We start from the raw sequence: 18142 nt of genomic DNA on the forward strand, positions 1-18142 counted from the left end.
CGTCCGCAGCGCTGCGCGCCGGACCCTGAAAGCCGCTCCGCAAGGGCGGCTTTTGTCGTTTCAGGACCGCCCCCATGCCGACTGCCGCAGACCGCGACGCGCTGATCGCCAGCGCGCAGCGCATCGGCGCGGACCCGCTCGACCTGGCGACCGTGATGTCGTTCGAGAGCGGGTTCAGCCCTTCGATCCGGGGCGGCTCGGGTAATCGGCACATCGGCCTAATCCAGTTCGGGCCGACCGAGCAGCAGCAATACGGCGCGAGCCAGGACCAGAGCTTCGCCGACCAGCTTCCCGCCGTCGAGCGCTACCTGACCGACCGCGGCTTCAAGCCCGGCATGGGGATGCTCGACCTCTATTCGACGGTGAATGCCGGCCGGCCCGGGCTCTACGACCGGAGCGACACGGCGAACGGAGGCACGCCGGGCACCGTAGCCGACAAGGTCAACACTCAGATGGCCGGGCACCGGGCGAAGGCAGCGGCCTTCCTCGGCGGAGCGTTCTCGCCCGGCTCGGCCTCGCCCAACGGTGCGTTCGGGCTCGCTGGGCCGACTGTGTCCGGGACGCCCAACTCGGTGACGCCCTCCGGCGGCGCCACCATGCAGTCGCCCGAGGCGGACCGCACCCTCCAGGTCGCCTCGCTGCTCCGGACGCTCACCGCCGCCGATGCGCCGGCCGCCTCCCCGGTGGCGCAGGCTGCCGCAGCGCCCGCCCCGGCCCCGGTGCAGATGCATCCGGCTCGCCGGCAGGCCCCCGCCTTCGACGCGCAGCGCTTCTTCGCGCTGCTGCCCGGCGCGACCACGACCCGCTAACCCGAGGACGGCTCTATGCCCGGTGCAGCCAACTGGGACGTCGCGCCCTCGGGCAACGACGTCTCGGATCCGCCGATCATCTTCAACGAGGGCCAGCCGGCCAAGACCATCAACGACGCCATGCGCGCGCTGATGGCCTCGGTGAAGCTCTGGATGCTCGACAACGCGGGCGTGAACCAGGCCTACGGCTCCGACGCCTATACGGTCATCACCCGACAGACCTTGTCGGCGAAGGTTGCGGCCCAGGCGCACACGCTCAAGTTCCGGACCACGACGACCAACCTCAACCCGTGCACGCTGCAGGCGGACGGCAACACACCAAAGCCGTGGCTGCGCTCGGACGGGAGCCAGTTCGGCCCGGGCGACATCTACCCGACGGTCTGGTCGGTCGTGTACGACCCCGACGCTCAGGTCTACCGCACCCTGTCGCCGACCACGCTGCCGGCGGGGATGATCCAGGCCTTCGGCGGCCCCAACGTGCCTTCGGGCTGGGAGATCTGCGACGGGCGACCGGTTTCGCGGGCCTCCTATGCTGCGCTGTTCGGCGCGATCAGCAGCCTGTGGGGCGTCGGCGACGGCTTCCAGACCTTCAACCTGCCGGACCTGCGCGGGCGTTCGCTGTTCGGCGCGAACCGCGGGCTGAACCTGCTCACCGCGGCCGGTGGTCTCGTCGGCTCTCTTGGCTCGCTCGGCGGGTCAGAGGTGGTGCGGATGCTGGCGACGCAGATGCCAAGCCACATCCACACCTCGACCATGTCGCCCGCGGGGGCCTTCGCGCCGAAGATCCAGAACGCAGGGGCGCACGATCACGGCGGCACGAAGATCGACGGCGACCATGGCCACACCGGATCGACGTCGGTCGGCGGCAATCACGTCCACACCGGCACGAGCGACATCAGCGGCGACCATGCGCACGTCGTCCAGTACGGCTACGGGCTGGTGAGCACCGCCACGCCGAACAACGCGCAGGTCGTCACCGGCATCAACCTCGGCTCGCAGGGGAACGGCCAGACCACCCAGAGCGGGCCGCACGTGCACACGTTCACGACGGCCGCCGCCGGCAACCACGGGCACAGCTTCTCGACGGATCCGGGCGGCGCGCACGGTCACGGCATCCCGATCGGCGGCGATCACACCCACACGATCGATCAGACCCCGAACCACACCCACACGCTGGTGATCGACGCCGCCGGCTCGGGCGACCCGCACCCGAACGTACCGCCGGGCGCCGTGGTGACCTGGGCCATCAAGACCTGAGGACCGGATGAGCGCCTTCAAGTGGAAGACGGACCCGACCCAGAACGGGCAGGTCGATGCCGCCGTGCCCGCGCTCCCGGGCACCTCGGCCCGGCTTCTGCCCGATGCGGCTCGCGGGATCATGGCGGGCGTCGCGATGCTCGTCGCAGACCAGGGCGGCGCCCTGGTCTCCGAGGGCCTGACCGACGTCTTCGAGGTGCAGACGACATCAGGCCTGAAGCCTGCGCCCGGCGTGATGATCGGCTTCTGGGCCCATCGCGATAGCGTGGCCGAGCCGGCACTGGCGGTAGATGGCTTCGGACCCGCTCGGCTTGTGGCGGCAGATGGAGGCGAACTCGCACCGGGCGCCATGCGCAAGGGCGAGTTCCAGCTCGTCGTCTGGGACGAGGCGATCGCCTCCGGCGCGCCGGCATGGCGCAAGGTCAATCCGGCCCCGACCGATCTTGGCGTGCTGAACCTCGGCACATTGATGGCCGCGCTCCGGGCGATCCTGCCGACCGCGCCGCCGCCCGGGAAGGGAAATCTCTGGTTCAACAACGGCCAGTTCGCCGTGACGACGGAGGACTGACATGGGCGCTTTCGACTGGTCGCAGAAGCCAGCCGGGAACGCGACCGCGGATCCCGACGTCCCGGCCCGCGATGGCACCTCGGCGCGGGATCTGCCCGGCCTGATCCGGAGCCTGATGGCGGCACACGCCGCGCTGCTGGCCGACCAGGGCGGCGCCATCCGCACCGGGGGCCTCGCCAACGCCTACCTCGCGCGCACCGCGTCCGGGCTGAGTGCGATGCGGCCCGGCGTGGCGCTCCTCGTCCAGGCCGATCGCGACAACACCGGCACCCCGACGCTGAACGTCGACAGCCTCGGCGCTCGGCCCTGGCGCGACCTCGACGGTACCGCGCCGCCCGCCGGCCGGATCAGGGCCGGCGCCTACTACCTCGCGGTCGCGAACGGCTCGACCTGGACCACGGATTTCGGCGCCCTCGCCCGCGCCGATGCCGAGGACATCGCGATCAGCACGGCCCTCATCTTCGGCGGGATCTGACATGAAGCTGCCCCCCATCCTCACGGGCATCGTCCTCGACCCCGTCGCCGGCACGCTCGACTTCTCCGCGCTCGGCGTCGGCTTCGACCCGCGCACGGTGCTGGGTGTGCTGCACGAACCGAGCAACCGGTTCGTCTTCGCCAAGGGCCGGCAGGGGCTCGGCTACACGGCGATCGTCGGCTCGGTGATGACGCTGGCGGCGGACGTCTCGGACCTCGCCGCCGGATCACTGACCGGCTTCGTGGACGATGGTGCGCTGATCGCCACGGACGAGCGCCTCGAGGCGTGCCGGGCGCTACTCGCGACGGCCAGCGCCACGCTCTCGAACCTGTCCACGGCGCTCGGCACGCCGTCCGATGTGGCCACCGGTTCGGATGCCGCCGCCGGCTCGCTGATCGCCAAGCTGACCCGCCTGCTCGGAACGCAGTCGGGCATCGCCACGGTCCTCGCCGCGATCCGAGATCGCCTACCGGCAGCTCTGGTCGGCGGCCGGCTCTCGGTCGACGGATCCGGCGTCGTGCAGCCGGTCACGGTCGGCAACTTCCCCGCGACGCAACCGGTCTCCGGGACCGTCAGCCTCGGTGCCGGCGCGGCGCAGATCGGCACCATCGGCAACACCTTCGCCCTCGACGCGACGGCCCAGGCCGGCAACACCAGCCTGTCCTCGATCGACGGTAAGCTCACCGGCGCGGCGAAGGATGGGGCGGACCCGGCATCGCCGGCGGTCGCCAACGCCGGCACCGGCATCCGCGGCTGGCTCGCGACCATCGCCGGACAGCTCGGCGGCACGCTGAAGACGACCCTTCAGGCCGGGACCGCCATCGTCGGGCGGTTCGGCATCGACCAGACCACGCCGGGCACCACGAACGGCGTCGTGGTCAACAGCGGCGCGCTCTCGGCCGATCTGCGGGTGGCCGGTGCTGCCGTCACAGGCGCCAATGCCGTCCCGACCTATCTGCCCGGCATCGCCAACGCCGCGGGCACCACTGCAGGCACCGCGCTGAGCGTGCAGGGTACCGCGGCCGGCGTGCCCATCCCGACCACCGTCCGCGGCGCCGGCACGAACCGGTCCACGGCCGTCGGCACGACCGCCACGACCCTGATGGCGGCCAACACGAGCCGGCAGGGCTGGAAGATCAAGAACGACTCGGCCGGGGACATCTGGATCAACTTCGACGCGACCGCGACCGCGGCGCCCGGCGGCGGCAACATCAAGGTGCCCGCCGGCTCGTACCTCTCCAGCGAACCCGGGTTCGTGGAGACCGGCGCCATGTCGGCGATCGGCTCGGCGGCCGGCCTCGCGATCACCGCCCGGGAGCACTGAGCATGCGCCGCCTGCCGCTCATCCTCGCCCTATGTGCCGCGCTCGTCCTGCCGGCGCGCGCCGCCTTCATGCCGCCGCCGGTCCCGCAAGGGCCATTCACGGCGTACACCCCAAGCTTCTCCTGCCCGAGCGGCTCTCTCACCGCCGCGACCGCGACCGGCGGCTACCAAGTCGTCGGCAAAGTCGTGTTCTGGCAGGCCACGGTCACGATCACGACCAACGGCACCTGCGCGACCGCGCTCAACGTGGGGCTGCCGCCCGGCCTGCCGGTTTCCTCGGCGCGCCCCTACACTGCCTTCGGGCGCGAGAACGCGAAGACCGGAGCGGCGCTTCAGGCCTACACGCCAGCCGGAGCCGCCTTCGCGTCCGTGACCCTGGCGAGCAACAATGCCTACGCCGGCCAGGACGGGGCGGTCTTCTACATCTCCGGCTTCTACGAGAGCCAGTGAGCCCTCATCCGCGCCGCGCGATCCCTCCAATATCCGGGCCGACTCTATGCTTCTTCGTATCGTAGCTGGCGCACTCGCCATCATGCTGCCGCTCCAGGCGGCGGCTTATGATCCGGCACAGGCGCCCCGCTATAACTCACCCGACCTGTACCGGCCAAACCTGGACGGCGTGATCCTGCGCGGAGACAGCTCGCGCGGGAACGTCTCCGGAACCAGCGTCGTGCCCAGCCTCGGCGCGCTCGACGGAACCCTGGCCCGGGTCGTCGCGTGGCTGTCGGGTGTGAGCACGGTCGCAGATCTACGCGGCAGCCCGCGCGGCGCCTACTTCCGCGCTGTGTCGACCCTTGGCTTCTATGCCGCCGGCGATGGCGGGGGCGCGAGCTACCGCTTCGACCCGACCGACAAAACCTCAGCCGACAACGGCTGCACGGTTCTGGTCGGTGCGGACGGTGCGCGATGGAAGCTCGACTGGAAGGTCTCGATCGATCTGCGCCAGTGTGGAGCTAAGGGTGACGACACGACCGACGATACGGCGCGGGTTCAAGCCGCCTTCAGTGCCGCCGCCGCGCTCGGAGCCGAGATTTCGGTGCCGACCGTCGCCGCCGGCAAGGGGTTCAAGCTCACCTCGACCGTTACGGTTTCCGGAGCGCCCTTGCGGGTTCGCGGAAGCGGAATCGACCCCGGCAATCTTCAAGGCTCACGCGGCGTCGGCTCGTGGTTCCACCTCGCCCACGCGGGCGTAGGCTTCCTGTTCCAGAACACTGGGTACGCAGGCGCAAACGAGCTCGTCGGCATCGGCACGTACCGCGATCAACCCGCGCCGGCCGCCGGCTGGGCGCCTCTGGCCGCCGATTACGACGTGGTGCTGAGTGCGGCCGAGAGCGTCGTCGACATGACGATGCTGAACGCCACGAAGGGGCTGAAGGTCACCGGCAACGTCGGGATGCGGACTTGGGTCAAGCGCCTGCGCGGCCAGTTCATGCAGAACGCGCTTCTGATTGAGCGCGCTAACGACAAGAACAAGATCGACTATGTCGATGCGTGGCCCTACTGGCAGAACACAGATTTCGTTAACAGCTACACCGCCAACAATCTCGACACCGTCATCATGCAGCGGGTCGATGGCCTGGACGGCGGCTACCTGTTCACGATCTTCGCGAAGTCGGCCCTGCGGTACAGTCAGCTGGTCGCCACCGGCGCGGGGACAGGGGTCGCGTCCGAGCACAGCTGGAAGGCTGTCTATGCCGACAATGCCCGGACGTTCCTGACCTTCGATGCGGGCGCGCAGTACGCGAACCTGCATATCGGCTGGGGGACGATGTACCAGGACCCCTACAGCACAGGAGCGCACTACGGCATCGAGAATAACGGCGCGCCGAACGTCTCGGTTGCGATCGACGACTGGAAGGCCAACAACCTGCGGGGCGGTGCCGCCTACATGACCGGCGCCGGCGCGCTGCTCTCGATCGGCACGTTCCACGAGGGACAGTTCAATCGGGCCGGCACAGGCGCGCCCGCGTTCGTAGCCGTCAACGGTGCTCAGGTCCGCATCGGCCAGTACCTGCGAGCCAATGCAGCGCAGACGATCTACGGCGCCGGGGCACTGGCGGGCGTAACGGGCTGGTCGGCCCCCAACGGCGGGGCGCCGCGTGCGGGCGGGACGGGCGTGTTCGCGACGTTCGACGTGGGCTTTCTGAGTTCGACCACTAGCGCGACCGGGCAGTTCGCCTTTCCCCATAACGTCGGCCAGACCCCCAACGACGTGCTACTCTCGCCATCGCCGTCCTGTCCCGACGCGCGGCTGTACTACGCCGACGCCACGACGCTGGGCGTGCGCTGCTCCGATGCGTCTGGCGCCGCACTGGCCAATGCCACCGTGTCGTTGACCTACAGAGCCGGCATGGTCGGTAGATCCCTGCCGACGTCGAACTACTGAGCCGCGACGGTCCTCCCGCGTCACTCGAGAGCTGACGCCGATGCTCGCCCCCTGCCAGCGGCGAGTGGTACCGGCCTTTAAGGTCCCCTCCTAAGCTCTCCTCTCAAGAGGTCCTGATGCTCCTGCGCTTCCCGGCGCGGGCCGCCCTCGCGTGCCTCGCGCTCGCGGGATCGGTCCCGTGTGCCTATGCCGAGACCGCCTCCTGGTACGGCCCGGGCTTCCATGGCCGGCGCGCAGCGGACGGCTCCCTCTTCGACCAGGACGCCCTCACCGCCGCGCACAAGACCCTGCCGTTCGGGACCCGGGTGCGGGTGACCTGCACCGCCACCGGCCGCTCGGTCGTCGTGCGGATCACAGACCGCGGCCCGTTCATCGCCGGCCGGGCGATCGACCTCTCGCGCGGCGCGGCCCGGGCCATTGGCCTGTCGGGTGTCGGCCGCGTCCACCTCGCCATCCTCGGCTGATCCGGAGCACGCCATGGCCACGTCCACCGACGGAGGCGCCTTCGCGCGCCTGGACCGCACCAAGTTTTTCGCCGCGCTGAAGCCGATGTTCGGCTCGTACACGCAGGCGCAGGTCGACGGCCTCAATCACCTCCTCGACGTGTTCCTGGCCTACGCGCTCGTCCTGGACCGGCGCCTGCTCGCCTACATCATCGCGACCTCGTTCCACGAGACCGGCCGGCGGATGCAGCCGGTCCGCGAGGGCTTCGCGAGCACGGACGCCGGCGCGCGCGCGGCGGTGGCGAAGCTGTTCGCCCGCGGCGCCATCAGCCGGAACTACGCGCTGCCGAACGCCCGGGACCTCAGCTTTTACGGCCGCGGCGACGTGCAGCTCACCTTCGAGGACAACTATCGCCGGATGGGCGTGCTGCTCGGAGTGCCGCTGGCGGAGAAGCCCGACCTCGCGCTCGACCCGACGATCTCGAAGCGGATCCTCGTCGAGGGGGTGACCCGCGGCGTGTCAAAGAAGGGCGACTTCACCGGCAAGGCGCTTGAGGACTACATCGCCGGCGACGTCTGCGATTACGTCGGCGCCCGCCGGACCGTGAACGGTACCGACAAGGCCGAGCTGATCGCCGGCTACGCGAGGAAGGCCGAGGCCGCGCTGGTTGCCGCCGGCATGCCGCTCCTCGGCGCGCGGATGCCCGAAGCCCTCGGCAAGCCGGCGTCGGTCGCCACCCAGCCCGCCACGTCGACCTCCTATGCCACCGCGGCCTCTGTGGCTCCGGCTCCGGTCGTCGAGCCCAGCTTCTGGGCGCGCCTGCACGCCCTCCTCTCCCGCAAGACCAAGGTGGCCTGACATGCACCGCGCTCGCTTCCGCCGGGTCCGTCTCGGCATCTTGCGGTGGTACGCCGCCGCGCGTGGGTACCGGATCTACGCGCTCGCCCTCGTGCTGGCTGTGCCGGACATCCTGGATGCGCTGGCTGGCGTCGACTTCACTGTCCTGCTGCCGCCGGGCTGGGGGGCGAAGTCGGCCTCCGTCCTGGCGATCCTGCGCGTCGTGCTGGGCATCGTGATCCGGCGCCTCGCCATGATCGGGCCCCCGCCCGCCGGAGGGCCGCGCTGATGGGTGCCATGCTCGCCATGGCCGGCAGCCTCCTCGTGAAGCTGTTCGGCTCCGGCATCGTCCAGGCGGTGCTGGCCTACCTCAACAAGCGCTCCGACAACGGGGTGCTGACGAACGGCCAGAACGTGGCCGGCGATGTCACGGTCGCTCAGGCGCAGCTCACCGCCTACGTCGAGGAGCGGAAGGTCGTCGCGGCGGAGAGGGCGAAGCTCGCCGAGTCGAAGTGGACGGCCTGGATGATCCCGACGGCATTCGGGCTCTGCATGATCCACTTCGGCGCCATCGTCCTCGACAGCACCTTCATCTTCCATTGGCAGGTGGCGAAGCTGCCGCCGCCCTACGACAAGATGGAGTGGTCGATCGTGATGGCCGTGATTGGCGTCGCCGGCATCGCCCCGACCGCCCGCCGGATTTTCGGCAAGTAGCTTCTCATCCGCTCAACGCAACGCGGCTTGCCTCTCACGAGAGGCCGGTTCGCTTAACACAAGCCTCTCTCCCGCACGGAAGAGGGCCGCGAAAGACCGCCGCCATGGACACGTCCTTCCTGTCGCCCGGGCCGATCACCTGGGCGCAGCTCATCGCGCTCGCGCTGTTCCTGATCGCGCTCGGCAAGGGCGCGGACTGGATCATCGGGAAGCTGCGCACCGGCACGAAGGAAGCGGTCTCGCCGCTCACGATCGACATGGCCGCGGCCAAGATCGAGATCCGGTCGCTCGAGGAGAAGCTGAACGCCTTCAAGATCGAGGTGGCGCGGACCTACGTGACCGGCGACGTGATCACCCGGCTCGAGCGGCGCATCGACGACATGGTGGTCTCGGTGCGGGACGAGATGAAGGAGACGCGCGAGGCAATGCTGAAGGCCTTCATGCGACGACCCGACTGACTGGCCGTTGACATCCGTCAACAACCCGGGCGCCCTGGCTTCAGCCGGGGCGCCCTTTTCGCGTTTCAGGGGTGCGCGAGAGGCCTCCCGGTCCGCGCGCTCCACGCTTTCGCCCGGCCCCACGCGGCGGCCAGCGCTTCGATCGCCTCGTCGCGGGTCGGTGCCTCGCCGTTGAGCGGCCGGACGCCCTCGGCCTCGTGGCCACGCTGGCAGCCTGTGCAGCTCCAGGTCCACGTGCCGTTCTGCGGGCCGCCCTCCATCCGCTTGATGCGACCGACGTGCTGACCAGCCTCCTCGGCAACGAAGTCGTGGTGTGTGTCCGGGAAGGTGCGCGCCCAAGTGAAGGTCACGGCTCGGCGCTCTCGCGGATCCCGAGCGCAAGCAGCAGCTCGCGTCCGCCCGGGGTCAGGTGCCATGCGCGCCGACTGGTCCGCCCGCGGGTCGGGCGTTCCTCGACGTACCCAAGCTCCTGCAGGATCGGCATGACGGTCGGGTAGGCATCGTGCCTCAGGCCGCCGGGGTTCTCGGCGACAGCGCGCAGGGCATCGAGGTGGCGGCCGCGAATCGGGGCTTTCGGTTCGGAAGGCATGACGGCGCTGGGCTACCGCGAGTCGCCATCCTCGACGAGTCCACGGCTCGCGGCGAGGCGCCACAGGTCCGCGTCGGAGAAGATCAGATCGCCGATCTGCCAGCGCTCGAGCTCGTCGCCGATCGGCGCGACCGCGACGCCAGCAGCGCGCAGCGCGGCAACGGCTTCGAGAACCGGGTCGGCGTCGTCGGTCATGATAGCCGGGTAGCGCGAGCGGGAGGCCAGGCCATCATACATTTGATGGACTCGGGTCGGCCTCGTCGCTCATGCCGCTACCCCAGCGCGATCAGCATCCACGTGCGGGCCTTGGCCATCAGGTCGCCATCCCCGGCTAAAGGCTCGGACGCGATCACGCGGTCGATGATGTCGCGCGCGTCCGCGCCGCTCATCCCGATTCCCTGCACGAAGCCGCTGAGCCGCTCCATCAGGCGATCGACGGTCGCCGCGCGGTTGTGATCGGTGTCACCGCTCATCCCTTTACCGGGTGCGCCAGCAGGATCGCGGTCCGGACCATGTTGCGCTTCCAGGCCGGCTTGTCGGTAGTCAGCGCCTCGGCCGCGCGGGTGTTCGTCCGGAGCGTCGCGACGAGGTCGAGGGTCCAACCCTTTGCGAGCGGGTAGGCCTCGGTCGACAAGTCCGCGAGCACAGCGTCGACCGCAGCGTCGATCTCCTGATCGGTAACCTCAGCGGCCTTGCGTAGCTCGGAGACGGTCGGCGGTTCCTTAGCCATTGTGCAGCGCAAAATCCGGGGTTTTTGGAGGATAACCGGAGACCTGAACCGCCAGGTCGCCAACAAATCGCGCTAAGTCATTGCGAACAATGGTGGGCGGTGACGGGCTCGAACCGCCGACCCTCTCCGTGTAAAGGAGACGCTCTACCAACTGAGCTAACCGCCCGGCCGGCGACCGTTACGGCATGGCGCCGGTGCGGTGCAAGGGGCTCCGTTTCGGATCGGCGTCAGGGATCGACGAGCCGCGCCGCCAGTGCCGGCGCCAAGCCAACGCTCTCCACGGGCTCTGGCCTGAACCGGACCGTCCCGGTCGAACCCACTGCCAGAACCGCACGGGTTCCCGCCTCGACCGAGCAGATCAGCGGAACGGGAACCTGCGCCGCGATCCGCCGCGCCAGTCCCGCGAGGCCGGCACCCCCGAGAATGACGCGCTCGGCGCCGGACGCCGCGCAGGCGCGGCAGGCCTCGGCCAGGGTCGCCAGGGCGGCGTCCGGATCACGGGCGATGGCGCCACCGCTCGGAGCCACCGTGTGGAGCGCCGCCAGAGCATCGGACAGGCCGAGGGCCGCCACGAATTCCCGCAGCATCGGCTCCCAGGCCGCGCCCCCGGTGACGATGCCGAAACGGCCCGCCGCAGCGGCCTCGCGACAGGCGGCTTCCGCCATGCCGATGACCGGCACGCGCGACAGCTCCCGTAGGGCGAGGAGACCCGGATCGCCGAAGCAGGCCAGATACACCGCGTCGCACTCAGCCCCATGCTCCGCGAGGGCGTCGAGCGCCGCATGGCCGGCGATGGATGCGGCAGGCCGGCTCGCGATGTAACGCGCCCCGAAGCGGCCTGTAACGGCGCGCAGTTCCGCTTGGTCACCGAGTTGCGCACGGACATGGGCGGCGACGAGGTCGGTGACATGCGCGCTGGTGTTCGGGTTGATCAGCAGGACGCGCATCCAAGCCTCCGCGCATGAAAAAGCCCCCGGGGCGCGAAGCTCCGGGGGCTCGTCTCATTCGGACGTCTTCGTCAGTGGGCCACGAAGGCGGCGCCGTCTTCCTCGGTCCGGGCAGGCTTGGCCACCGGCAGCGGCTCTTCCCACTCGATCGCCTCGGGCTGACGGACCAGCGCCTTCTCCAGAACCTGATCCATCCGCGAGACCGGGACGATCTCCAGCCCGTTCTTCACGCTGTCGGGCACCTCGGCGATGTCCTTGGCGTTCTCCTCGGGGATCAGCACCGTCTTGATGCCGCCGCGCAGCGCGGCGAGCAGCTTCTCCTTCAAGCCGCCGATCGGCAGGACCCGACCGCGGAGCGTCACCTCGCCGGTCATCGCGACGTCACGGCGGACCGGGATCCCGGTCAGCGTCGAGATGATCGCGGTGGCCATGGCGATGCCGGCCGACGGACCGTCCTTCGGGGTCGCCCCCTCCGGAACGTGGACGTGGATGTCGCGACGCTCAAAGAGCGGCGGCTCGATCCCGAAGTCGATCGCCCGGGAGCGGACGTAGCTCGCCGCCGCCGAGATCGACTCCTTCATCACGTCCTTCAGATTGCCGGTGACCGTCATCTTGCCCTTGCCGGGCATCATGACGCCCTCGATCGTCAGCAACTCGCCGCCGACCTCGGTCCAGGCCAGACCCGTGACCACACCCACCTGATCGTCCGCGTCGATCTCGCCGTAGCGGAACTTCGGCGGGCCGAGGAAGACCGGAAGGGTCTCCGTCGTCACCGCGACCGACTTGGTCTTGGTGATCAGGATCTCCTTCACCGCCTTGCGGATCAGGTTAGACAGCTCGCGCTCCAGGTTCCGGACGCCGGCCTCCCGCGTGTAGCGGCGGACCAGCATCATCAGCCCGTCATCGTCGATCGACCACTCGTGCGTCCCCAGCCCGTGCTTCTTCAGGGCGTTCGGGATCAGGTGCTTGCGCGCGATCTCGACCTTCTCCTCCTCGGTGTATCCGGCAATGCGGATCACCTCCATCCGGTCCATGAGCGGGCCCGGGATGTTGAGGGTGTTGGCCGTGGTCACGAACATCACGTTCGAGAGGTCGTAATCCACCTCCAGGTAGTGGTCGTTGAAGGTGCTGTTCTGCTCAGGGTCGAGCACCTCGAGGAGCGCCGCCGACGGATCGCCGCGGAAGTCCATGCCCATCTTGTCGATCTCGTCGAGCAGGATGAGCGGGTTCGAGGTCTTGGCCTTGCGCATCGACTGCACGATCTTGCCGGGCATCGAGCCGATATAGGTCCGGCGGTGACCGCGGATCTCGGCCTCGTCACGGACGCCGCCGAGCGACATGCGCACGAACTCGCGACCCGTCGCCTTGGCGATGGACTTGCCTAGTGAGGTCTTGCCGACGCCGGGGGGACCGACGAGGCACAGGATCGGACCGGTAAGCTTGTTCGCCCGCTGCTGCACGGCGAGGTACTCGACGATCCGCTCCTTGACCTTGTCGAGGCCGAAATGGTCCTCGTCGAGCAGCGCCTGGGCGCCGAGCAGATCCTTCTTGATCTTCGAGCGCTTGCCCCACGGGATGCCGAGCATCCAGTCGAGGTAGTTGCGCACGACGGTCGCCTCGGCCGACATCGGCGACATCTGGCGCAGCTTCTTCAGCTCCGCCGTCGCCTTGTCGCGGGCCTCCTTGGAGAGCTTGGTCTTCTCGATCTTCTCTTCCAGCTCGGCCAGCTCGTCGCGGCCATCCTCGGAGTCGCCCAGCTCCTTCTGGATCGCCTTCATCTGCTCGTTCAGGTAGTACTCGCGCTGGGTCTTCTCCATCTGCCGCTTGACGCGGGTCCGGATGCGCTTCTCCACCTGCAGCACGGAGATCTCGCTCTCCATGAGCGACAGCACGCGCTCGAGGCGCTGCGCCACCGTGGGGGTCTCCAGGATGCCCTGCTTGTCGGAAATCTTGACGAGCAGATGCGAGCCGATCGTGTCGGCGAGCTTGGACGGCTCGTCGATCTGGGTCACGGCGGAGACGACCTCGGGCGAGATCTTCTTGTTCAGCTTGACGTAGTTCTCGAACTCCGAGAGCACCGAGCGCGCGAGCGCCTCGGCCTCGACGCGGTCGCCGAGCTCGTCGTGCAGGGCCTCGGCGGTGGCCTCGTAGTACTCGTCCGAGCGGGTGAAGCCCGTGACCTTGGCGCGGCCGACGCCTTCCACCAGCACCTTCACGGTGCCGTCGGGCAGCTTCAGGAGCTGGAGGACGGAGGCAAGGGTGCCGATCTTGTAGATCGCATCGGTGGCCGGATCGTCGTCGCCCGCGTTGATCTGGGTGGCGAGCAGGATGTGGCGGTCGGTGCGGACCGCTTCCTCAAGGGCGCGGATCGACTTCTCGCGCCCCACGAACAGGGGCACGATCATGTGCGGGAAGACGACGATGTCGCGCAGGGGGAGGACGGCGTAGGTGCCCGTCGTGCCCGGGACCACCGGCTGGCGCGATTTCGACTGTGACATGCTGACTTCCTCTCAGGGACGCCCGGGTTCGGCACCTCCAAGCATGGAGCGCGCCTACAGCCAGGGGCCGACCGGGCCGCGAGGGTCGGAATTTCGAAAACTTTGCGGCTGGTGACGCGGACCGGACCTCGAAGGAGCGTGCGGCCACCGCGCTGAGCCTGAGGTGGCTGCGGGGCGCAGCGTTTTCAAGATGTTCCCCGCAGCGCGCCCGGCCGGAGCCGGGCGCTTAACGCAACCCTACCAATCGCTTACGCGCTGACGCTGGCGGGCGCTTCCTTGTTGCGGTCGCCGTGGATGTAGAGGGGACGCGACTTGCCCTCGACCACCTCCGGACCGATCACAACCTGCTCCACGGACTCGAGGCCCGGCAGGTCGTACATCGTGTCGAGCAGGATCGTCTCCAGGATGGAGCGCAGGCCGCGGGCGCCGGTCTTGCGCTCGATCGCCTTGCGGGCGACGAGCGACAGCGCGTCGTCCTGGAACGTCAGATCGACGTTCTCCATCTCGAACAGCCGCTGGTACTGCTTGACCAGGGCGTTCTTCGGCTCCTGCAGGATCTTCTTCAGCGCGGCCTCGTCGAGATCCTCCAGCGTCGCCAGGACCGGCAGGCGGCCGACGAACTCGGGGATGAGGCCGAACTTCAGGAGGTCCTCCGGCTCGACCGAGCGGAAGATCTCGCCGGTGCGGCGGTCGTCCGGGGCCTGCACGGTCGCGCCGAAGCCGATCGAGGTGCCCTTGCCGCGCTGGGAGATGATCCGCTCCAGCCCCGCGAAGGCGCCGCCGCAGATGAACAGGATGTTGGTCGTGTCGACCTGCAGGAATTCCTGCTGCGGGTGCTTCCGGCCGCCCTGGGGCGGAACGGAGGCGACCGTGCCCTCCATGATCTTCAGGAGCGCCTGCTGCACGCCCTCGCCCGACACGTCGCGGGTGATCGACGGGTTGTCGGACTTGCGGGAGATCTTGTCGATCTCGTCGATGTAGACGATGCCGCGCTGCGCCCGCTCGACGTTGTAGTCCGAGGCCTGGAGCAGCTTGAGGATGATGTTCTCGACGTCCTCACCGACGTAGCCGGCCTCGGTGAGGGTCGTGGCATCCGCCATGGTGAACGGCACGTCGAGGATGCGGGCGAGCGTCTGCGCGAGCAGGGTCTTGCCCGAGCCCGTCGGCCCGATCAGCATGATGTTGGACTTGGCCAGCTCGACGTCGTTGTGCTTCGTCGCGTGCGCGAGCCGCTTGTAGTGGTTGTGCACGGCGACCGAGAGGACCTTCTTGGCGAAGTCCTGGCCGATGACGTAGTCGTCGAGGACGCGGCGGATCTCCTTCGGGGTCGGCACCCCGTCGCGGCTCTTCACCAGCGAGGATTTCGACTCCTCGCGGATGATGTCCATGCACAGCTCGACGCACTCGTCGCAGATGAACACGGTCGGGCCAGCGATCAGCTTGCGGACCTCGTGCTGGCTCTTGCCGCAGAACGAGCAATACAGCGTGCTCTTCGAGTCGTTGCCGCCAGTCTTGCTCATATCGGTCTCCGATTCCTCGCGTCCGCAGCCGGCAAGGGGGCGGACGCGCATCGTTTGAATGTAGGGGGCCCGTTTAAAGAAACAGTGTGCTGCGCGCCTTTGACCGAAGGGCCCGATCTCGGATGCAAACACGCTGCCGCGGCGGGATCAAGGCCGCGCCGCGGCGGTCAGGCGTCGCGGATCCGATCAGGCGGCTGCCGGCTCGGGGCGCTTCTCAATCACCTCGTCGATGAGCCCGAACTCCTTGGCCGCGTCCGCGGTCATGAAATTGTCGCGCTCAAGGGCGGTGTGGATCGTATCGTAGTCGCGACCCGTGTGCTTCACGTAGATCTCGTTCAGGCGCCGCTTCAGCGCCTCGATCTCGCGGGCATGGATCAGGATGTCGGTCGCCTGGCCCTGGAAGCCGCCCGACGGCTGGTGGACCATGATCCGGGCGTTCGGCAGCGCGAAGCGATGGCCGGGCTCGCCGGCGGTGAGCAGCAGCGATCCCATGGAGGCGGCCTGGCCGACGCACAGCGTCGTCACCGGGCAGCGGATGAACTGCATCGTGTCGTAGATCGACAGGCCCGAGGTGACCACGCCGCCGGGGGAGTTGATGTAGAAGGAAATTTCCTTCTTCGGGTTCTCCGCCTCGAGGAACAGCAGCTGCGCCACGATCAGCGACGCGCCGTAATCCTCCACGGGGCCGGTGAGGAAGATGATGCGCTCGCGCAGCAGGCGGGAGTAGATGTCGAAGGCGCGCTCGCCGCGGCTCGATTGCTCGACGACCATCGGCACGAGCGCATTGTTGTAGACGTCGATCGGATCTCTCATCTCGTCCTGCCCAGGAGTGAGGCCCGGGGCTGCCGCGAATCAGGGCAGCCCCGGGCATGTCAGCGAACACCGGCGATGCTTAACCATCGCCTAACCCTTGCCCGCCGTCGCTCGGACAGGGCGGGACTCAGTCGGCCTTTGCCTCGGTCTTGGCCTCGGCCTTGTCTGCCGGCTTCTCGCCGGTCGTGTCGTCGTCATCTTCGTCTGCGAAAAGCGCCTCTTTCGAGACAGGCTCCTCGACGAGTTTGACCTGCCCGAGGACGTGGTCAACGACCTTCTCCTCGAACAGGGGCGCGCGGAGTTCCGCGAGCGCCTGCGCATTCTTCCGGTAGAAGTCCCAGACCTGCTGCTCCTGGCCCGGGAACTGCCGGACCCGGGCGATGAGGGCCTGGTTCACCTCCTCATCCGAGACCTTGATATCGGCGCTCTCGCCGACCTGCGCAAGCACGAGACCGAGACGGACGCGCCGTTCCGCGATCTTCCGGTACTCGGCCTGGGCCTTCTCCTCGGTGGTGTCCTCATCCTCGAAGGTCTTGCCGCGCGTCTTGAGGTCCTGCTCGACCTGGGCCCACACCGCGGCGAATTCCTGCGCCACCAGGGACGGAGGCAGCTCGAAGGCGTACTTGCCGTCCAGGGCGTCGAGGAGGTCCTTCTTGAGGCGGCGGCGCGTGGCGGCTTCGAAGTCGCGGCCGATCGCCTCCGACACGGCCTCGCGGAGCTTCTCCAGCGACTCCATGCCCATGGACTTGGCGAACTCGTCGTCCACCTTGGCCTCGCCCGGCGCCTGGATCTTCGTGACCGTCACGTCGAACTCGGCGTCCTTGCCGGCGAGGTGCTCGGCCCCGTAGGATTCGGGGAAGGTGACCTTCACGAGCGGCTTGTCGCCGACCTTGGCGCCGACGAGCTGGTCCTCGAAGCCCGGGATGAACGAGCCGGAGCCGAGCTCCAGATCGATGCCCTCGCCCTTGCCGCCCTGGAACTCCTCGCCGTCGATGCGGCCGACGAAGTCGATGGTGACGCGGTCGCCGCTCTGGGCCTCCGCGCCCTCGTCGCGCTCGGCGAACGGGCGGCCCTGGCCGGCCATGCGCTCCAGGGCCTCGTCCACCTCCGCGTCGGAAGGCTTGGCGACGCGCTTGGTCAGGCTGACGTCGGAGAGGTCGGCGAGTTCGAAGCTCGGCATCACCTCGAGGGCGACCTTGAAGGCGAGGTCACCCTTGGCGTCCAGCGCCTTCTCGACCTCGGCCTGATCGCTCGGGAACTCGACCTGCGGCTCCAGGGCGAGCTTGAGGCCGTTGTCGGCGACGATCTGGCGATTGGCCTCGTTGACGGCGTTCTGCACCACCTCGGCCATCACGGAGCGGCCGTAGACCTTGCGCAGATGCGCGACCGGCACCTTGCCGGGGCGGAAGCCCTTGAGCTGCACCTTGTCCTTCATGCCGGACAGCTCGTTGGTCAGGCGCTCCTCGAGTTCCTGGGCGGCCAGCAGAACCTGAAACTCGCGCTTCAGCCCCTGGGCGTTGATCTCGGTCACCTGCATCGTCGTCGTCGCTCTTCAAAGAAACCTGGGTTCGCCGGGCGGGCCGGCGTCGTGCTCGCGCGGACCGGGATGCCGAGATGTCGGGTACGGGACGGAGGGTCCCGAGGGGACCGCTACCGCAGCAGACGTCCTGGTGCGGGCGGAGGGGCTCGAACCCCCACGTCTTGCGACACTGGAACCTAAATCCAGCGCGTCTACCAGTTCCGCCACGCCCGCGCGCGCCGACATCCGGCGCAT

At 68.8% G+C, this 18142-nt stretch carries 22 protein-coding genes and 2 tRNA genes; 12 read left to right on the forward strand and 12 right to left on the reverse strand.

Annotated elements, in window-relative coordinates; genetic code table 11:
• Window positions 1-74 precede the first annotated feature (74 nt).
• The 12 genes from BM396_RS24660 (at window position 75) to BM396_RS24715 (ending at window position 9271) form a co-directional block, all read left to right on the forward strand.
• Window positions 75-809, forward strand: coding sequence for a hypothetical protein (locus BM396_RS24660; protein WP_043388579.1), 735 nt, complete (start codon window positions 75-77; stop codon window positions 807-809).
• Between the two features lie 15 nt (window positions 810-824).
• Window positions 825-2066 (forward strand): phage tail protein, encoded by a 1242-nt coding sequence (locus BM396_RS24665; RefSeq protein WP_091994991.1) that lies wholly within the window; start codon window positions 825-827, stop codon window positions 2064-2066.
• A gap of 7 nt (window positions 2067-2073) precedes the next feature.
• Window positions 2074-2634, forward strand: a complete 561-nt coding sequence (locus BM396_RS24670; RefSeq protein ID WP_043388587.1) for a hypothetical protein — start codon at window positions 2074-2076, stop codon at window positions 2632-2634.
• A gap of 1 nt (window position 2635) precedes the next feature.
• Window positions 2636-3109: a hypothetical protein gene (locus BM396_RS24675; protein ID WP_043388590.1), complete on the forward strand. Its 474-nt coding sequence runs from the start codon at window positions 2636-2638 to the stop codon at window positions 3107-3109.
• Window position 3110: 1 nt separating this feature from the next.
• Window positions 3111-4433, forward strand: coding sequence for a hypothetical protein (locus tag BM396_RS24680; RefSeq protein ID WP_091994994.1), 1323 nt, complete (start codon window positions 3111-3113; stop codon window positions 4431-4433).
• Between the two features lie 2 nt (window positions 4434-4435).
• On the forward strand, window positions 4436-4882 hold the full coding sequence (locus BM396_RS24685; protein ID WP_091994996.1) for a hypothetical protein: 447 nt from the start codon (window positions 4436-4438) through the stop codon (window positions 4880-4882).
• Window positions 4883-4964: 82 nt separating this feature from the next.
• The gene (locus BM396_RS24690; RefSeq protein WP_139239539.1) at window positions 4965-6818 is read left to right on the forward strand and encodes a hypothetical protein; all 1854 of its coding nucleotides are present in this window, start codon (window positions 4965-4967) and stop codon (window positions 6816-6818) included.
• A 116-nt stretch (window positions 6819-6934) separates the two neighbouring features.
• Window positions 6935-7282, forward strand: a complete 348-nt coding sequence (locus tag BM396_RS24695) for a septal ring lytic transglycosylase RlpA family protein (RefSeq protein ID WP_043388399.1) — start codon at window positions 6935-6937, stop codon at window positions 7280-7282.
• Between the two features lie 13 nt (window positions 7283-7295).
• Complete coding sequence (locus tag BM396_RS24700; protein ID WP_051976339.1) at window positions 7296-8120, forward strand: glycoside hydrolase family 19 protein; 825 nt, start codon at window positions 7296-7298, stop codon at window positions 8118-8120.
• A 1-nt stretch (window position 8121) separates the two neighbouring features.
• Window positions 8122-8388 (forward strand): hypothetical protein, encoded by a 267-nt coding sequence (locus BM396_RS24705; RefSeq protein ID WP_043388401.1) that lies wholly within the window; start codon window positions 8122-8124, stop codon window positions 8386-8388.
• On the forward strand, window positions 8388-8813 hold the full coding sequence (locus tag BM396_RS24710; protein WP_043388403.1) for a hypothetical protein: 426 nt from the start codon (window positions 8388-8390) through the stop codon (window positions 8811-8813). Before BM396_RS24705 ends, BM396_RS24710 begins: the two co-directional genes overlap by 1 nt.
• Window positions 8814-8917: 104 nt before the next feature.
• Entirely contained in the window at window positions 8918-9271 is a 354-nt protein-coding gene (locus BM396_RS24715; RefSeq protein WP_043388405.1) for a hypothetical protein, read from the forward strand.
• Between the two features lie 65 nt (window positions 9272-9336).
• On the opposite strand, the gene BM396_RS24720 is transcribed toward BM396_RS24715, so the two are convergent.
• From BM396_RS24720 to BM396_RS24775, 12 genes are all read right to left on the reverse strand, one after another.
• Window positions 9337-9621, reverse strand: a complete 285-nt coding sequence (locus BM396_RS24720) for a hypothetical protein (protein WP_043388408.1) — start codon at window positions 9619-9621, stop codon at window positions 9337-9339.
• Window positions 9618-9860 (reverse strand): hypothetical protein, encoded by a 243-nt coding sequence (locus tag BM396_RS24725; RefSeq protein WP_043388410.1) that lies wholly within the window; start codon window positions 9858-9860, stop codon window positions 9618-9620. Before BM396_RS24725 ends, BM396_RS24720 begins: the two co-directional genes overlap by 4 nt.
• Window positions 9861-9872: 12 nt before the next feature.
• Window positions 9873-10097 (reverse strand): hypothetical protein, encoded by a 225-nt coding sequence (locus BM396_RS24730; protein WP_244538947.1) that lies wholly within the window; start codon window positions 10095-10097, stop codon window positions 9873-9875.
• A 35-nt stretch (window positions 10098-10132) separates the two neighbouring features.
• On the reverse strand, window positions 10133-10333 hold the full coding sequence (locus BM396_RS24735) for a hypothetical protein (protein WP_043388412.1): 201 nt from the start codon (window positions 10331-10333) through the stop codon (window positions 10133-10135).
• Window positions 10330-10590 carry a hypothetical protein gene (locus tag BM396_RS24740; RefSeq protein WP_043388413.1) on the reverse strand — a complete coding sequence of 87 codons (261 nt, stop codon included), beginning with the start codon at window positions 10588-10590 and terminating at the stop codon, window positions 10330-10332. Before BM396_RS24740 ends, BM396_RS24735 begins: the two co-directional genes overlap by 4 nt.
• Window positions 10591-10680: 90 nt before the next feature.
• A tRNA-Val gene (locus BM396_RS24745) sits at window positions 10681-10756 on the reverse strand.
• Window positions 10757-10817: 61 nt separating this feature from the next.
• Window positions 10818-11537, reverse strand: a complete 720-nt coding sequence (locus tag BM396_RS24750) for an aspartate/glutamate racemase family protein (RefSeq protein ID WP_043385518.1) — start codon at window positions 11535-11537, stop codon at window positions 10818-10820.
• Between the two features lie 71 nt (window positions 11538-11608).
• Window positions 11609-14035: an endopeptidase La gene (gene lon / locus BM396_RS24755; protein ID WP_043357208.1), complete on the reverse strand. Its 2427-nt coding sequence runs from the start codon at window positions 14033-14035 to the stop codon at window positions 11609-11611.
• A gap of 248 nt (window positions 14036-14283) precedes the next feature.
• Window positions 14284-15555: an ATP-dependent Clp protease ATP-binding subunit ClpX gene (clpX, locus tag BM396_RS24760; RefSeq protein WP_043385521.1), complete on the reverse strand. Its 1272-nt coding sequence runs from the start codon at window positions 15553-15555 to the stop codon at window positions 14284-14286.
• A 186-nt stretch (window positions 15556-15741) separates the two neighbouring features.
• Window positions 15742-16368, reverse strand: a complete 627-nt coding sequence (locus BM396_RS24765; protein ID WP_012322036.1) for an ATP-dependent Clp protease proteolytic subunit — start codon at window positions 16366-16368, stop codon at window positions 15742-15744.
• Window positions 16369-16495: 127 nt separating this feature from the next.
• Window positions 16496-17905: a trigger factor gene (gene tig / locus BM396_RS24770; RefSeq protein ID WP_043347496.1), complete on the reverse strand. Its 1410-nt coding sequence runs from the start codon at window positions 17903-17905 to the stop codon at window positions 16496-16498.
• Window positions 17906-18036: 131 nt separating this feature from the next.
• Window positions 18037-18121: transfer RNA gene (locus tag BM396_RS24775), tRNA-Leu, on the reverse strand.
• Window positions 18122-18142: the final 21 nt, after the last annotated feature.

Origin of the sequence: Methylobacterium sp. UNCCL125, assembly GCF_900116795.1 — a bacterium.
Lineage (GTDB): Bacteria > Pseudomonadota > Alphaproteobacteria > Rhizobiales > Beijerinckiaceae > Methylobacterium > Methylobacterium fujisawaense.

Bases quoted from the DNA above. Each gene is read 5' to 3' on its own strand.
- BM396_RS24660 (WP_043388579.1), top strand. From the start codon at position 75: ATGCCGACTGCCGCAGACCGCGACGCGCTGATCGCCAGCGCGCAGCGC.
- BM396_RS24665 (WP_091994991.1), top strand. From the start codon at position 825: ATGCCCGGTGCAGCCAACTGGGACGTCGCGCCCTCGGGCAACGACGTC.
- BM396_RS24670 (WP_043388587.1), top strand. From the start codon at position 2,074: ATGAGCGCCTTCAAGTGGAAGACGGACCCGACCCAGAACGGGCAGGTC.
- BM396_RS24675 (WP_043388590.1), top strand. From the start codon at position 2,636: ATGGGCGCTTTCGACTGGTCGCAGAAGCCAGCCGGGAACGCGACCGCG.
- BM396_RS24680 (WP_091994994.1), top strand. From the start codon at position 3,111: ATGAAGCTGCCCCCCATCCTCACGGGCATCGTCCTCGACCCCGTCGCC.
- BM396_RS24685 (WP_091994996.1), top strand. From the start codon at position 4,436: ATGCGCCGCCTGCCGCTCATCCTCGCCCTATGTGCCGCGCTCGTCCTG.
- BM396_RS24690 (WP_139239539.1), top strand. From the start codon at position 4,965: ATGCTGCCGCTCCAGGCGGCGGCTTATGATCCGGCACAGGCGCCCCGC.
- BM396_RS24695 (WP_043388399.1), top strand. From the start codon at position 6,935: ATGCTCCTGCGCTTCCCGGCGCGGGCCGCCCTCGCGTGCCTCGCGCTC.
- BM396_RS24700 (WP_051976339.1), top strand. From the start codon at position 7,296: ATGGCCACGTCCACCGACGGAGGCGCCTTCGCGCGCCTGGACCGCACC.
- BM396_RS24705 (WP_043388401.1), top strand. From the start codon at position 8,122: ATGCACCGCGCTCGCTTCCGCCGGGTCCGTCTCGGCATCTTGCGGTGG.
- BM396_RS24710 (WP_043388403.1), top strand. From the start codon at position 8,388: ATGGGTGCCATGCTCGCCATGGCCGGCAGCCTCCTCGTGAAGCTGTTC.
- BM396_RS24715 (WP_043388405.1), top strand. From the start codon at position 8,918: ATGGACACGTCCTTCCTGTCGCCCGGGCCGATCACCTGGGCGCAGCTC.
- BM396_RS24725 (WP_043388410.1), bottom strand. From the start codon at position 9,860: ATGCCTTCCGAACCGAAAGCCCCGATTCGCGGCCGCCACCTCGATGCC.
- BM396_RS24730 (WP_244538947.1), bottom strand. From the start codon at position 10,097: ATGTATGATGGCCTGGCCTCCCGCTCGCGCTACCCGGCTATCATGACC.
- BM396_RS24735 (WP_043388412.1), bottom strand. From the start codon at position 10,333: ATGAGCGGTGACACCGATCACAACCGCGCGGCGACCGTCGATCGCCTG.
- BM396_RS24740 (WP_043388413.1), bottom strand. From the start codon at position 10,590: ATGGCTAAGGAACCGCCGACCGTCTCCGAGCTACGCAAGGCCGCTGAG.
- BM396_RS24750 (WP_043385518.1), bottom strand. From the start codon at position 11,537: ATGCGCGTCCTGCTGATCAACCCGAACACCAGCGCGCATGTCACCGAC.
- lon (WP_043357208.1), bottom strand. From the start codon at position 14,035: ATGTCACAGTCGAAATCGCGCCAGCCGGTGGTCCCGGGCACGACGGGC.
- clpX (WP_043385521.1), bottom strand. From the start codon at position 15,555: ATGAGCAAGACTGGCGGCAACGACTCGAAGAGCACGCTGTATTGCTCG.
- BM396_RS24765 (WP_012322036.1), bottom strand. From the start codon at position 16,368: ATGAGAGATCCGATCGACGTCTACAACAATGCGCTCGTGCCGATGGTC.
- tig (WP_043347496.1), bottom strand. From the start codon at position 17,905: ATGCAGGTGACCGAGATCAACGCCCAGGGGCTGAAGCGCGAGTTTCAG.